Source organism: Bacillus weihaiensis, from assembly GCF_001889165.1.
Lineage (GTDB): Bacteria > Bacillota > Bacilli > Bacillales > Bacillaceae > Metabacillus > Metabacillus weihaiensis.
In genome coordinates this window covers 1,218,985-1,233,701 of sequence record NZ_CP016020.1, presented here as the reverse complement: position 1 = coordinate 1,233,701, position 14,717 = coordinate 1,218,985, and the positions used below count along the sequence as shown (strand labels likewise).

Below are 14,717 nucleotides of genomic sequence, written 5' to 3'. Positions count from 1 at the left end.
TTTAAATATTTTGATGTAAATATGAAATAAGCTGATCTATTGCAACGTCCTCTTGACTGCCTGTTTCCATATTTTTTAAGGCAACCACATTTTTCTCAAGCTCATCATCACCAAGAACAGCTACATATTTTGCGTGATGACGATCTGCAGCTTTAAATTGAGCTTTCATTTTTTTATCTTCATAATCCTTCTCTACCTTTAGACCAGCATTTCTTAGTTCGTACACTAATGAGACCGCTCGATCCTTCGCAGCGTCCCCCATCGTCACTACGTAACAATCGATCGTAGTTTCAATAGGTAGAGTAATATTTTCTGCTTCCAGTGCAGCTAAAAGACGCTCAATACTCAAAGCAAATCCAATACCTGGTGTTTCGGGTCCACCAATTTCTTGGGCTAGTCCATTGTAACGACCTCCGCCACATAAAGTCGTAATTGCGCCAAAGCCTTCTGCATTACTCATGATCTCAAAGGCTGTATGGTTATAATAATCAAGACCTCGAACAAGATTTTGATCAACTTCGAATGGTATGTTATTTGCCTCTAAGTATTGTTGTACTTTCTCAAAATATGCTTTTGATTCTTCGTTTAAATAGTGAAGAATAGATGGTGCAGTAGCCATTAATTCATGGTCACGATCTTTCTTACAATCAAGAATTCTTAATGGATTTTGTCGTAGACGACTTTGGCAATCAGAGCAAAACTCGCCAATTCGTGGTTCAAAGTGAGCAATAAGTGCCTCTCTGTGGGCTTTGCGACTTTCAGCATCACCAAGGCTATTAATCACTAATTTTAAGCTTTGTAGACCAAGCTTTTGATATAAAGACATGGCTAAGGAAATGACTTCTGCATCAATTGCAGGGTCATTGCTCCCTAGTGCTTCCACACCAAATTGAACAAATTGACGAAAGCGGCCACTTTGAGGACGTTCATAACGAAACATCGGTCCAATATAATAAAGCTTCGTTGGCTGCGCTGGATTAGCATATAGCTTTTTTTCGACAAATGAGCGAACTGTTGATGCGGTTCCCTCTGGTCTTAACGTGATGCTTCTTCCTTTACGATCCAAAAAGGTGTACATTTCCTTTTGAACAATATCTGTACTTTCTCCAACACCGCGAGCAAATAATTCAGTGTGCTCAAAAATCGGCGTACGAATTTCCTTATATAAATAGGTATCACAAATCTCTCTTGCAGTTTTTTCAACATACTGCCATTTTTCAACTTCTCCAGGCAGAATATCCTGAGTTCCTCTAGGAATCTGGAATGACATTTCTTACTCCTCCAATACAAATTTTATAAAAGGCCTTTTTCTTATCCTTCAATTCCTCTTTATTTCATAAAAGATAGAAAGGAGTTCCTTCTCCTATACAGAGAGAAAAACCTTGACCCAGGGGAAAAATCCAGCATTTGGAATTTTTTTAGGAAAGGCAACAATCGATATGAAAATACCTTTGTGAAAAAAACCAACCAGTTATTATATTCATATTACAAACTTACATCTTTAAATAGGTGACATTTTTCATTCAAGGTTGAATAAACGAACCGACTCTCTCGTTTCCTAAACGACAAAAAACCCCCGTTCCTACATAAGTAGGGACGAGAGTTATACCCGTGGTTCCACCCTAGTTGAAGTAGTTCATACACTACTCCCACTCAAACAGTTAACGCCTGTAACGTTCATTTCCTACTAAACAGATGCTTTTCAGAAAGAAACCTAAGAAGTGTTTTTCAGAGAAGTCATCATGTAGAAATGCTCTCAGCCTAAGGCATTTCCTCTCTAGTCATGTGTATTCTTTCTTACTTTTCTCCCTCAACGGTTCAAATTAATATGTAAGTTCACTCAATGTAATTACTATCGAATTTTATCTTATCATACGTATCTTTCTGGTATATTGTCAAGAACGATTTAAATGTTTTTTTAAATTCTTTACTTCTCTAAGAGATATACCAAATTCTGAAGCTAATTCCATTGAAGTGTCGCTTTGTTCCTTTACCATAAAATCATGGAAATTCACACCAAATACATCCCGTGTAGAGTGTGATAATTCTCCTTTTTGACTATTTCTCATTTTTTCAAGCCTCCGTGTGAAATAGATTGACAAACAGTTGGTTCTTTTTTTATATGGCTCTGTACGTCGTGATGTTTCATTTTCGATTACCTGCATACGCTTTACATAGGCGATTTGGGAGCCTTCTCGGCCGTATCCTTTTTCACCATCTTCCCTCGTCTAGCTCCAATTAACAAAGAGCAAAAAGATTCTATTCATCAAAAAAATCCTTACCTTTTAATGACGGGTTATGTATATAGGTGAAAATTTCTAGCGATAGTAAATAACATTTCCAAAATTAGAAGATTTTATTTCACTTTTTTAGAGGATTGTCGATATAAGTAGAGAATTGGTTAAATTAGCTAAAACATAAAAGGAGGATTCATCTTTGATTCGCAAAATATCGACCGTACTTATATGTTTAACAGTAATCTTCATGGGCACATCTTTTCCTACTGTTAAGTTAGCAACTGCTGCTGAACAAGTAACAATTAATGTCGATTTGTTAAATGTCCGTAGTGGTCCAGGTCTTACATATTCCATTGTTGCCAAAGTTAAGCAAGGACAAACCTATAATGTGACCGAAAAGAAAAATGATTGGGTAAAGATTAAACTTTCCTCAAGCTCATACGGTTGGGTGGCTGGTTGGCTAGTGTCGACGAAAACAGTGACACCTACAGCTTCTACCCCTTCTGTTACAGCAAACTCGAGTACAGTAACTTCAAATGCAACAGGTCTGAGATTCCGTTCAGGTCCTGGTACTTCCTTTTCCATCATTGGAGTCTTCGATAAGGGAAAAACAGCTACATACTTAGAGAAAAGCGGAGAATGGGTTAAAATTTCGTATTCTGGTAAACAAGGGTGGGTTTCTTCACAATATGTGACATTGAAAACTACTTCAACTCAATCTACTTCCAACTCAAGTACTTCAAGTACTGGTACTGCTAAGGCAACTGTTACTGCCACTTCACTGAACGTAAGAAGTACAGGGTCAACTAGCGGGAAAGTAATTGGTAGCCTAAAAAAGAATGAAACAGTTACCATTGTAAAGGAACAGGGAAAGTGGGCTGAGGTACAAAAAACCGGGCTAAAGGGCTGGGCTCACCTTGATTATTTAAAAAAATCAAGTACAAGCTCTAGTACTTCTACTTCTACTTCTACAGAGGTACCTAAGGAAACAACCACACAGGTCACTGGTACGATTACGGCTACTTCATTAAATATAAGGGACAGTGGGTCACTGAGTGGGAAAGTGATTGGGTCTGTATCAAAAGGTTCAAAGGTCACGATCCTGGAAGAGAAAAATGATTGGTACAAGATTAGTTTTGGATCAAATAAGGTTGGTTGGGCTGCAGGCTGGTATATTAGCAAATCTAGTACGACAGCGACACCTACGAAACCTGAATCCACATCATCTACTAATCAGCAAGTAAAAATTATTTATAATGGAACAAACATACGCTCTGGAGCATCTACTAGTCATTCCATTGTGAAAAGAGCAAACACTGGAGATACATTTGAAATTGTCGGTACTTCAGGAGATTGGTATAAAATCAATATTGGAAGTAGTCATACAGCCTATATTGCAGGATGGGTAGTTGAAACGAACGGGGTTCAAACACCTGTCACAAAACCAGGTTCAGAGCAATACGTAAAAAACAAAACCATTGTGATTGATCCAGGTCATGGAGGTCAAGACGGTGGTGCAGTGGGAACACGAGGAACATTAGAAAAGAATTTAACTTTAACAACAGCGAAGCTATTATACGACAAGCTAAAGTCTGCAGGAGCAAATGTTTTCCTAACAAGATCTAACGATACCTATATTAGCTTGAATTCTAGAGTTAGTACTTCTCATTACCGCAATGCAGAAGCATTCCTAAGCCTGCATTACGATAGCACAACAGATAGAAGTGCATCAGGCACAACTACTTACTACTATAACGCATTAAAAGATGCGCCTTTAGCTTCAAAGATAAATACAGAAATGGTTAAACAAACGAAATTACGAGATCGAGGAATAAAGTTTGGGAATTTTCATGTAATGCGTGAAAATAGAGTCCCAGCTGTTCTACTTGAATTAGGGTTCGTGAGTAATCCAACAGAGGAATTGACCGTGAATACATCTAGTTACCAAGAGAGAGCTTCTCAAGGAATATATAACGGATTAGCACAATATTTTAAATAAATATAGCTGATGGTGCCTAAACAGAGCACCTATTAAAAAAAGTGACTCTAAGTATAATTCAACTATACTAGGAGTCACTTTTTTAGTTAAAGTCTAGCATTAGCGCCTAGTTGATCCTGCACTTAAACTCTAGGCGTTTTTTTCATTATCAGCTTTCTATCAGTAACGTAACTGGACCGACATTTGTGAACTGAACATCCATCATTGCCCCGAATGTACCTGTTTCTACTTGTACTCCCTTTTCTTTAAGGCAATCGTTAAACTTTTCGTAAATTGTACTTGCAAAGTCAGGCTTCGCAGCATTCATATAGTTGGGTCGTCTCCCTTTTCTACAATCACCATAAAGAGTAAATTGTGATACAGAAAGAACTTGGCCACCGATATCAAGTAATGAGTGGTTCATCTTTCCACTCTCATCTTCAAATATCCTCAGATTAACTACCTTATCAGCTAAATATTCAGCATCCTTTTCTGTATCCTCATGAGTTACACCTACTAGTACCATGACACCCTCATGAATCGAACCAACTACCTCATTTTCTACTACTACTTGTGCATTTCGTGCTCTTTGAACAACTACCTTCACTAAATAAAACCTACCTTAATTCATCATTCTTCTTACAGAGTATATATCAGGAATTTGTTTAATTCTTTCAACGACTTTATGCAAATGATTAATATTAGAAATAGAGATCGCCATGTTAATTGTCGCTACTTTATTACGATCTGATTTACCGGAAACGGATGAGATATTTGTTTTCGTTTCATTTACGGCTTGTAGCACTTCATTTAATAAACCACGGCGATCATATCCAAGAATTTCAATTTCTACATTATATTCTTTTCTTCTTGATTGCGGTTGATTTTCCCATTCCACATCAATTAGACGTTCCTTCGCATCCTCAGTATGAACATTTGTACAATCATCACGGTGGACAGAGACTCCTCGTCCTTTAGTAATAAACCCAACAATTTCATCTCCAGGTACCGGGTTACAGCATTTCGAAAGACGAATTAGAAGGTTATCAATCCCTTTAACTTGAACGCCTGCATCCCGTTTACGAGACGTTGTAGATGAAACGGGTTTTGTTTCATGAATGACCTCTTGGATTTTTTTCTCTTGTTCTTCTTGGTCACGCATCTTACGCCATTTTTCAGTTAAGCGATTTGCAACTTGGAGAGCGGTCACACCGTTATAGCCTACAGCAGCATACATATCCTCTTCATTAGAAAAGTTAAACTTTTCCGCTACTCTTTGTAAATTTTCTGAAGTCATCACTTCTTTAACTTCAAAATCTAAATTCTTGATTTCCTTTTCAACCATTTCTTTTCCTTTTTCAACGTTTTCTTCACGACGTTGCTTTTTAAAGAACTGGCGAATCTTGTTTTTTGCTTGAGAAGTTTGAGCTAATTTTAACCAATCCTGACTAGGACCGTACGAATGCTTGGATGTTAGAATTTCAATGATATCCCCGGTTCTTAACTTATAATCTAACGTAACCATTTTCCCATTTATCTTAGCTCCAATTGTCTTGTTTCCAATTTCCGAATGAACTCTATAAGCAAAGTCTATTGGTACAGAGCCTGACGGCAATTCAAAGACATCTCCTTTAGGAGTAAAGACAAAGACCATGTCAGAAAATAGGTCAATTTTAAGAGATTCCATGAATTCTTCTGCATTTGTTACATCATTTTGAAATTCTAAGATTTCTCTAAACCAAGAAAGTTTCTTTTCCAGAGTTGTTTTTTCGTCTAGATCTTTTCCTTCTTTATACGCCCAATGCGCAGCAATCCCATATTCAGCTATTTGATGCATTTCGAATGTACGAATCTGTACTTCTAGGGGATCACCCTTGGGACCAATTACAGTCGTATGCAACGATTGATACATATTTGCTTTAGGCATTGCAATATAGTCTTTAAATCGACCAGGCATCGGCTTCCAGCATGTGTGGATGATGCCAAGTACTGCATAACAATCCTTTATACTGTTCACCACAATACGAACGGCTAATAAGTCATAGATCTCATTAAATTGTTTATTTTGGAGAGCCATTTTTCGATATATACTGTAAATATGCTTAGGTCTCCCCGAGAACTCAGCCTCAATATTTACTTCTTCTACTCGATCTCTCACTTCATCAATTACTTGATCAAGATATTCTAATCGTTCTTGTCTCTTCTTTTTCATTAGGTTAACGATTCGGTAATATTGCTGAGGATTCAAATAGCGTAGTGATGTATCCTCTAATTCCCACTTGATCTTTGATATCCCTAATCGATGTGCTAATGGTGCAAAGATTTCTAAAGTTTCATTTGATATTCTTCTTTGCTTTTCCTGTGGTAAATGCTTAAGTGTTCTCATATTATGTAACCGGTCTGCAAGTTTGATTAAAATTACACGTATATCTTGCGCCATAGCTACAAACATTTTACGATGGTTTTCTGCTTGTTGTTCTTCTTTAGATTTATACTTTATTTTCCCTAATTTTGTAACACCGTCGACAAGCATTGCAACTTCATCATTAAACTCTTCTCTTAAATCTTCTAATGTTACTTCTGTATCCTCTACAACGTCATGTAGAAATCCACCCGCAATTGTAGAAGGATCCATTTCTAAATCTACTAATATACCCGCAACTTGTATAGGGTGAATAATATATGGTTCACCTGATTTTCGATATTGCTCTTTATGAGCATCTTCTGCATAATCATAAGCACGTTGAATAAACCCTATGTCTTCACTAGATAAATACCGCTGTGCCTTGTCAATCACTTGTTCAGAAGATAGTACTTGTTCATTAGCCATGGAATCACCTTTTATTATGGAAACTTTATTTACCTCAAGTTCAAATGGAGGCTTACTACACAATTTATATTAAATAGGCTATTCTACTTATAGTTGTCTTTAATCAAAGGTTGTTGTCTTATTATTTGTACAAGAAATAGGATTATTTACTGATGTTTTAAAATGGAGCCTGTTCATAAATAGCTCTGTTTTCCGCAGTCTGTCCGACAAGCTCCTTGGCTCATTCGCCTGCAGGTCCTCCATTGACTCCTAGTTCCTATAAGTCAATCTATTCCTTAAATTGATGAGGAAAGAGCATCTTATTTTTTCAATCCAATCAACAGGCTACAAATAATCAACTTCACAAAAGAAAAAATAAATGCTTCGTTTCGACCTTCAACAATTCTTTGAGAAAGACTATAAAACCTATATCCTTTTATCTGTTACATCTTTATCATCGCATTAGAAATTTTACTATATTGTAACTATTATCAATAAAAACGAAGAAGATGTAAAGAGAATTCACTCTATTTCATGGAGTCAAATACTGGTTTTCTTATTTCCTTCCATTTTCAACACGTTTTCGAATTTCGTTTCTTTTCACGAAACAACTTCTCATTTAAAATACGTTCTACCAAATTCTAAAGGAAATGAAGATGGTTTGTAGAAGTGGTTCCTAGTTCTTGAGGATCGTCTTGGTGTTTTACTGATGCTAAATTGAGGATGTTTGTAAGAAAAGGATAAGCTACTTGTTCAACCACACGGCTCGATATAGCTAGGGAAAGACTGAACATTACATTCTTACCTTATGAAAAAAGCACCCATAAGAGTGCTTTTTAATTTTTTTCGAGAACTTATTTCTTCTAGATGTAGTAAAGAAGAACAACTATCAAGTTTAACAATTAATATGTCATTAATGTTAAAACATCGTATCCGTCTAAAAGATTACGACCATCTAAATAAGAAAGTTCGATTAAGAATGCAATTCCAGCAACAACTCCACCTAGCTCTTCGACTAATTTGATTGTCGCTTCAATTGTTCCTCCTGTTGCAAGAAGGTCATCTGTTATTAATACTCGTTGTCCAGGCTTAATTGCGTCTTTATGAATTGTTAACACGTCTTTGCCGTACTCTAAGCCGTATTCAACTCGAACAACTTCACGTGGAAGCTTCCCTTCTTTACGAACCGGTGCAAAGCCTACACCTAAAGAGTAAGCAACTGGGCAACCGATAATAAATCCTCGAGCTTCAGGTCCTACAACAAGATCAATTTGCTTTTCTCGAGCATACTCTACGATTTGATCTGTCGCATATCTATAGGCCTCACCGTTATCCATCAATGTCGTTATATCTTTGAATTGGATACCTGGTTTAGGATAGTCAGGTACGACTGTTACGAATTGCTTTAAATCCATTTTTTCTTTGTCCTCCTTATACATTCACAATTGCCTCTTTTGAGCTAGCTTGAAATCTTGATTCAAACCATTCTTTTAGTTGCATATATGATGTATATAATAGCGTTTTTTCTAATTCAATCTGCATTAATTTATCTGCATAGGTTTTCGATTCTGCTAAGTCTCGTTTTTGAGTCGTAGAATTTGTCGAAATAACACCATTTTCTATTGTAACAAATTCTAGCTCAAAAAACACCTGTGACATAAATTCTATTGTTTCTTTAGACCATCCTTTATGTTTGGCAAGGAGTTCACCTTGTTCTTTTAGATGAAAGGACCCCTTTTTTAGTAAAAAGCCATAAAACCACTTAAAATGCTCTCTTGTAGGAATCGTAGCAAAAAAATGATCTGCTTCTTGCATAAAGACGGAGTAAACCCTCGCAGGCTTTCCTTTTTGAAAAAGTGAATCCATCAATTCTAATGACGGTGGTAAGTCAATCATTGCAATATGGCGGTCTTTCACATCAACATTTATTGCATCATCCTTTGATTGAACGAAATGGCAAGTTTCTGCCACTCCTTTCTCCTTTAACAACGTATATGTTGATTTTTTAAACGTAATAAACAAAAGCTCCTTGTTCAGATGCATCTTTAAGAGTCGGTCAATATTACTCGATCCTCGCAAATCAAATAACTGCCAATCCTCGACTTTAACATCTTGAAGCATAATTTGAGGCTTACGGTGATTATTCCATTCATTAATGGTAAGCTCCCCGATTGCGGAAATAGTAACATAGGGAGATAATTCATCATGAATATGGCCTAAACCAAAGCCTACACTATCTAATTGATGTTCATTTTGTGAGAAAACAAGCTTTAGATGAGTTTGATCTGCCCCAATTTTTCGAACATTCGCCAGGGTAACGTCTACAACTTGCACAATTGGTTTTGGATTATTCATCCCAAAGGGTGCAAGTAGTTGCATCTCTTCAATTGACTGGACCGTGATTTCCTCAAGTGAACAGCTTACATCAACCTTCGTTATCGGTGTAAAATCATTTTCAGTTAGTTGACGGTTTGCAAGATCAATTAATCTTTGCCTTAATTGATCGACATGATTGACATCTAATGTCATTCCAGCTGCCATTGGATGTCCACCGAAATGGGGTAAAATCTCTCGACATGTTGAAAGGTTTTCAAATAAATCAAAGCCTTCTATACTTCTTGCCGAGCCTTTAGCCGTACCCTTTTCGGGATCAATACTTAGCACAATTGTTGGTCGGTAATATCTATCCACTAATCGTGAAGCAACAATCCCTACAACACCTGGGTTCCAATTTTCCTTTGCTATAATTAAAACTGGGTTGTTTTCAATGGGATAATGAGTTTCAACTTCCAGAATAGCTTCTTCTGTCATCTGATTTACTAATTTTTTTCGTTCTTTGTTAAGAAGATCAATTTCTTCCGCTAACTCCGTTGCTTCTTCTATATCCTCTGATAATAAAAGATCTACTGCTGGATCTGCCGATTGTAATCTTCCCACTGCATTAATTCTAGGCCCTATCGAAAAACCTATTGTATCTTCATTAATATCGTTCTTCTGCACATTAGCAACCTTTAACAAAGCTTGTAAGCCTACACGATTCGTTGACTTTAATTGTTGAATTCCTTTTTTAGCAATTAATCGATTCTCTCCATGGAGAGCTACAAGATCTGCAATGGTGCCTATTGCAGCAACTTCTAGTAAGTCAGTCGGTACTTCACCTAAAAGGGCAGAGCTTAGTTTAAAAGCAACCCCAACACCAGCTAGCTCTTTAAAAGGATATGAACATCCAGGTTGCTTAGGATGTACAATGGCTAATGCATCTGGTAGAACAGGCCCTGGCTCATGATGGTCTGTAATAATCAAATCTATTCCAAGTTCCTTTGCAACCTCTGCTTCATGTACCGCAGCAATTCCTGTATCGACAGTGATAATTAACCCATAACCACTTGAATGAGCTTGTCTAAAAGCCGCTTCATTAGGACCATATCCTTCAGTAAAACGATTAGGAATATAGAAATCTACGTTTGCTCCCATTCCTCTTAATGTCGTCAGTAAAACAGTTGTACTACTAACACCATCGGCATCATAGTCACCATATATTAAGATTTTTTCCTCTTGATCTATCGCTTCATTAATTCGATGAACTGCCTTGTCCATATCTTTTAAAAGAAAAGGATCGTGAAAATCTTGTTTCTCAATGAGTAAAAAGGCTCTAGCCTTTTCGATCGTTTTTATACCACGATTTACGAGTAGTGATGCAACAAGTGGCGTAATCTCTAATTCTTCTACAAATAGTTGGATTATCTCTTCATCTTTCTCTTGTTCCAACCATCTTGTTTTTGCTTTTAACATACTTTCACCCCTCAACCATCCCATTATACAAGAGTGGCTAAGGGGTTTCAATTTAAGGTTTATTCCAGTTTAGTTAGTCACAGAAGTTTTTAGGGTGTAACTCTTACCTACTCTTTCTTTTCCATTGGTACATCATCTTTAGGTGTTTCATCTAGTAAAGTAGACTGTTTTGACTCTACTGACACATTGTCTTCTTTCCCTTTTTCAAGCTCTTCTTTTAATTTAACATTTTCTTTTTCTGCTTGTTTCCATTTACGTTGTATAGCCATTATTCGAACGACGCCTGCAGAGGCAACTAAAAATCCCCCCATAAAAACTGAGCCTAAAATCACAAGAATTAATGGCCATTCGGCCGTACCAAACAAATAATCAACTTTAACCGCATCAACATTAATTACGGCAAAAACAGCAATAATTAAAGCAAATATAATGGCAAACACTAAACTCCATTGTCTCTTCATACTATGTACCTCCAATAACGTTAAGGCGAATAAGGATTTATATGAACAAGAACGTTTTGCACATGCTCATGTTCTTTCATCAATCTTTCTTTCACCATCTTTCCAATGTTGTGACCTTCCTCAACCGTCATATGTGGATCAACCGATATCTTTATATCCACAATGACATAATGACCATGCTCACGTGCATGTAGCTCATCGATTTTTTTTATCTCCGCGATCTGACTAACTGTATTTTTTAACTCAATAATATCCTCATCATGTAGAACATGATCAAGTGTTGTATGGATGGATTCAGACCCAAGCTTCCAGGCCATTCTAATAACCAATAACGAAACGAATAATCCTGCGATTGGATCAGCATACACTAACCATTCAATTCCCATTCTTTGTCCGATAATGGCAGCACCAATACCAGCTAAAGCAGCAAGTGAAGAGTAGACGTCTGAACGATGCTCATAAGCATTTACGATAATGGCATCACTTTTAATCCTTTTACCCAATTTATACTTATATCGAAACATCCATTCCTTTACGATAATTGATAAAATAACGGCATAGATTGCAAGCAGTTTAGGAGCTTCAATCTCTTCAAAAAAAGCTTCAAATGATGATTTTCCAATTTCTAACCCTACTAAAAATAATAAAACCGCTACAATAATTGCAGCAATTGATTCTGCCTTTCCATGCCCATAAGGATGATCTTTGTCTGGTGGTTGTTTTGCAGCTCTCACCCCGATAAAAACAGCGAGTGAACCTGCAACATCTGAAGCAGAGTGAACTGCATCGGCTATTAACGCTCGACTATCGGAAATAACTCCCACTACACCTTTAATAATAGCTAGAATAATATTTCCTACCACTCCAATCATGGCAGCAAACTCGGCTTGTTTAAAACGATCTTTATTATCCAATTTATTCACCTCTTTATTCAATACAATTTATTGTAACCAAAATGGGATAATAAATAAGGGTCTCCCCTTTTTTTCGTGACTCAATGATTTTAGGCAAATTCTTCCTTAATCATACCACGATTTTTATAAAGGGGGACCCTAATCATTTGTTAAACTTGAGGCTCATCACTCAATTTCTTTGGCATATCCTTTTTCTTGTTCAATTGCTTACTTTTCCAAATTAACCAAAGCTGCGCAGCAATGAAGAGGGAAGAATACGTACCTGAAACCAATCCAACCAATAACGCGATAGAGAAGTTGGTAATAGACGTACTACCAAAGATCAACAATGCAACAACCGCAATGATCACAGTCAATACAGTGTTAATTGATCTTGTAAAGGTTTGCTGGAGACTACGATTCACAATAAATTGTAAATCTTCCACTGTTTTTACCTTTTTCTTCTTATAAAGCTCACGTATACGGTCAAATGTAACGATGGTATCGTTTATTGAGTAACCTACGATCGTTAATACAGCTGCGATAAAGGTAATGTCAACCTCTAGTCGAGTCATACTAAAGAACGCGATAATAAAGAACGCATCATGTAATAAAGCAACGATGGAAGCAAGCGCCATGTAAAATTCAAATCGAATCGATACGTAGATAATAATACCAATAGAAGCAATTAACACTCCATACAATGCATTTCTTGCAAGCTCTTTCCCCACTGTTGGTGAAACGGTACTAACATTAGGCTCTGAGCCGTATTTTTCTTTAAAGTGATCTTTGACTTCCGCAATCTTTTGTTGATCAAGTACCCCGATGAAGCGAGCTACACCTATTTCATTATCCGCACCTGCTAATACGACGTCATCAACCTCTAAATCAAGCTTTTTCATCTCATCTTCAACATCTTGTGCTGTTAAGCTTTCGGTCGCTAGCACTTCAACACGTGTTCCACTTTCAAAATCAATTCCTAAATTTAATTTAAATACCACTAAGAGAACAATTCCTACAACTACTAAGGCAGATGATAATAGGAAAAACTTCTTGCGGTGTTTTAAGAAATCAACAGAATCAAATCTTGTTGGAGCAATCGTGTCATCATTTGTATCCTCTATATTGATAATCTGATCTTTTTTCACACCAAAGTAAGATTTCTTCTTATCTAACCAGCGGCTTTCAACTAATAATGCCAATAGTATTCTTGATAAGAACACAGCTGTGATAAAGCTCACAACAATACTGATCATAAGCATTGTGGCAAAGCCTTTTACAGAACTTGTCCCAAAGAAGAACAAGACTGCACCTGCGAGCATTGTCGTAATATTCGCATCAAAGATTGTGGCAAAAGAACGCTTCGTACCTGCTTTAAAAGCAGATCGAACAGTTCTTCCTAGTTTCAATTCTTCTTTTATTCTCTCGTATGTAATGATATTTGCATCAACAGCCATTCCCACACCAAGGATAAGAGCTGCAATACCCGGTAAGGTTAAAACCCCATTCATCCAATCAAATACTTGAAGAATGATATAAATATACGTTGACAGTGTTACTACAGCAATCATTCCTGGTAATCGATAGAAAAGAACCATGAATAAGAAAATAATAGAAATACCAACAATTCCAGCTAACACAGTCTGGTCTAATGCTTGTTCACCAAATTGTGCTCCTACAGATGTTGAATACATCTCCTTAAGCTTCACGGGAAGTGATCCCGCATTAAGAAGATCGGCTAAATCCTGTGCTTCAGTGATGGTAAAGTTACCTGTAATGGTTACATCTGTTTGATTAAACACTTGATCTACATTTGGAGCTGATAAATACTTTGGAGCTTCCTTCGTTAATTCCTCTTGATAAGAATCTCCTTCTTCATAATCAAGCCAAATAACTAATTGATTATACGGGTCATTGCCGACAATTTCTTGCGTAACCTCTTTAAATTTAGAAGCGTCCTTTAGTTTAATAGCAACATTCGGCGCTCCTTTATCATCAAAGGATTGTTTTGCTCCACCCTCTACTAAATCAGAGCCATTTAACATTTCCTTATCTTCAAAATCACGGAACGTTAATTCTGCTTGAGTTGATAATATTTCACGTGCCCTGTTTTGATCATTAACACCCGCAAGTTGTACACGAATACGGTCTTCTCCCTCAATTTGAATGTTAGGCTCACTTACTCCAAGAACATTCGCACGATTTTGTAAAGCCTTTACCGTACTGACGAGTACATCTCTTGTAATCTCATCCCCATCATTCGCAGGCTCAACTTCATATAAAATTTCAAAGCCACCCTGCAAATCTAACCCTAGAATAATGTTTTTTGTCACTTTATCTGTATTCAATCCAATAAGACTTCCTACAGCAAGGACAAGTAAAAAAAACGCAATGATGCGTCCACGCTTAATCATTATGTATCCTCCTCGAATTCCTGTATGTATGAAGTGTTTCGTGGTGTATAAAATTTTCATCTTAAATGTACTTTTAGATTGGTAAGTTATGTATATCTACCTGTAAGTACCCTACTATAGATTCCCTTCAGTT

General features: G+C 36.8%; 10 protein-coding genes and 1 other annotated feature. Of the genes, 1 reads left to right on the top strand and 9 read right to left on the bottom strand.

Annotated elements, in window-relative coordinates; genetic code table 11:
* Position 1: 1 nt before the first annotated feature.
* Both hisS and A9C19_RS05795 read right to left on the bottom strand, forming a co-directional pair.
* A complete protein-coding gene (gene hisS, locus A9C19_RS05800; protein ID WP_072579062.1) occupies positions 2-1,270 on the bottom strand; it encodes a histidine--tRNA ligase in 1,269 nt (422 codons plus the stop codon).
* Positions 1,271-1,589: 319 nt separating this feature from the next.
* Positions 1,590-1,823: a binding site (T-box leader), on the bottom strand.
* 72 nt (positions 1,824-1,895) lie between these two features.
* Positions 1,896-2,069, bottom strand: a complete 174-nt coding sequence (locus A9C19_RS05795; RefSeq protein ID WP_072579061.1) for an RNA polymerase subunit sigma-70 — start codon at positions 2,067-2,069, stop codon at positions 1,896-1,898.
* Positions 2,070-2,436: 367 nt separating this feature from the next.
* Between A9C19_RS05795 and A9C19_RS05790 the strand changes: the two genes are divergently transcribed.
* Entirely contained in the window at positions 2,437-4,236 is a 1,800-nt protein-coding gene (locus A9C19_RS05790) for an N-acetylmuramoyl-L-alanine amidase family protein (protein ID WP_072579060.1), read from the top strand.
* 148 nt (positions 4,237-4,384) lie between these two features.
* Here A9C19_RS05790 and dtd read toward each other — a convergent pair whose 3' ends face one another.
* The 7 genes from dtd to secDF all read right to left on the bottom strand — a co-directional run bounded on the left by dtd (position 4,385) and on the right by secDF (position 14,581).
* Positions 4,385-4,822: a D-aminoacyl-tRNA deacylase gene (gene dtd, locus A9C19_RS05785; protein ID WP_072579059.1), complete on the bottom strand. Its 438-nt coding sequence runs from the start codon at positions 4,820-4,822 to the stop codon at positions 4,385-4,387.
* Between the two features lie 15 nt (positions 4,823-4,837).
* Complete coding sequence (locus A9C19_RS05780; protein WP_072579058.1) at positions 4,838-7,045, bottom strand: RelA/SpoT family protein; 2,208 nt, start codon at positions 7,043-7,045, stop codon at positions 4,838-4,840.
* An 881-nt stretch (positions 7,046-7,926) separates the two neighbouring features.
* On the bottom strand, positions 7,927-8,439 hold the full coding sequence (locus A9C19_RS05775) for an adenine phosphoribosyltransferase (protein ID WP_072581762.1): 513 nt from the start codon (positions 8,437-8,439) through the stop codon (positions 7,927-7,929).
* A 16-nt stretch (positions 8,440-8,455) separates the two neighbouring features.
* Positions 8,456-10,816 carry a single-stranded-DNA-specific exonuclease RecJ gene (recJ, locus tag A9C19_RS05770; RefSeq protein ID WP_072579057.1) on the bottom strand — a complete coding sequence of 787 codons (2,361 nt, stop codon included), beginning with the start codon at positions 10,814-10,816 and terminating at the stop codon, positions 8,456-8,458.
* 107 nt (positions 10,817-10,923) lie between these two features.
* Positions 10,924-11,277: a LapA family protein gene (locus A9C19_RS05765; protein WP_072579056.1), complete on the bottom strand. Its 354-nt coding sequence runs from the start codon at positions 11,275-11,277 to the stop codon at positions 10,924-10,926.
* 20 nt (positions 11,278-11,297) lie between these two features.
* Positions 11,298-12,149: a cation diffusion facilitator family transporter gene (locus A9C19_RS05760; RefSeq protein ID WP_420835819.1), complete on the bottom strand. Its 852-nt coding sequence runs from the start codon at positions 12,147-12,149 to the stop codon at positions 11,298-11,300.
* A 191-nt stretch (positions 12,150-12,340) separates the two neighbouring features.
* Positions 12,341-14,581, bottom strand: a complete 2,241-nt coding sequence (secDF, locus tag A9C19_RS05755) for a protein translocase subunit SecDF (RefSeq protein ID WP_199445828.1) — start codon at positions 14,579-14,581, stop codon at positions 12,341-12,343.
* Positions 14,582-14,717: the final 136 nt, after the last annotated feature.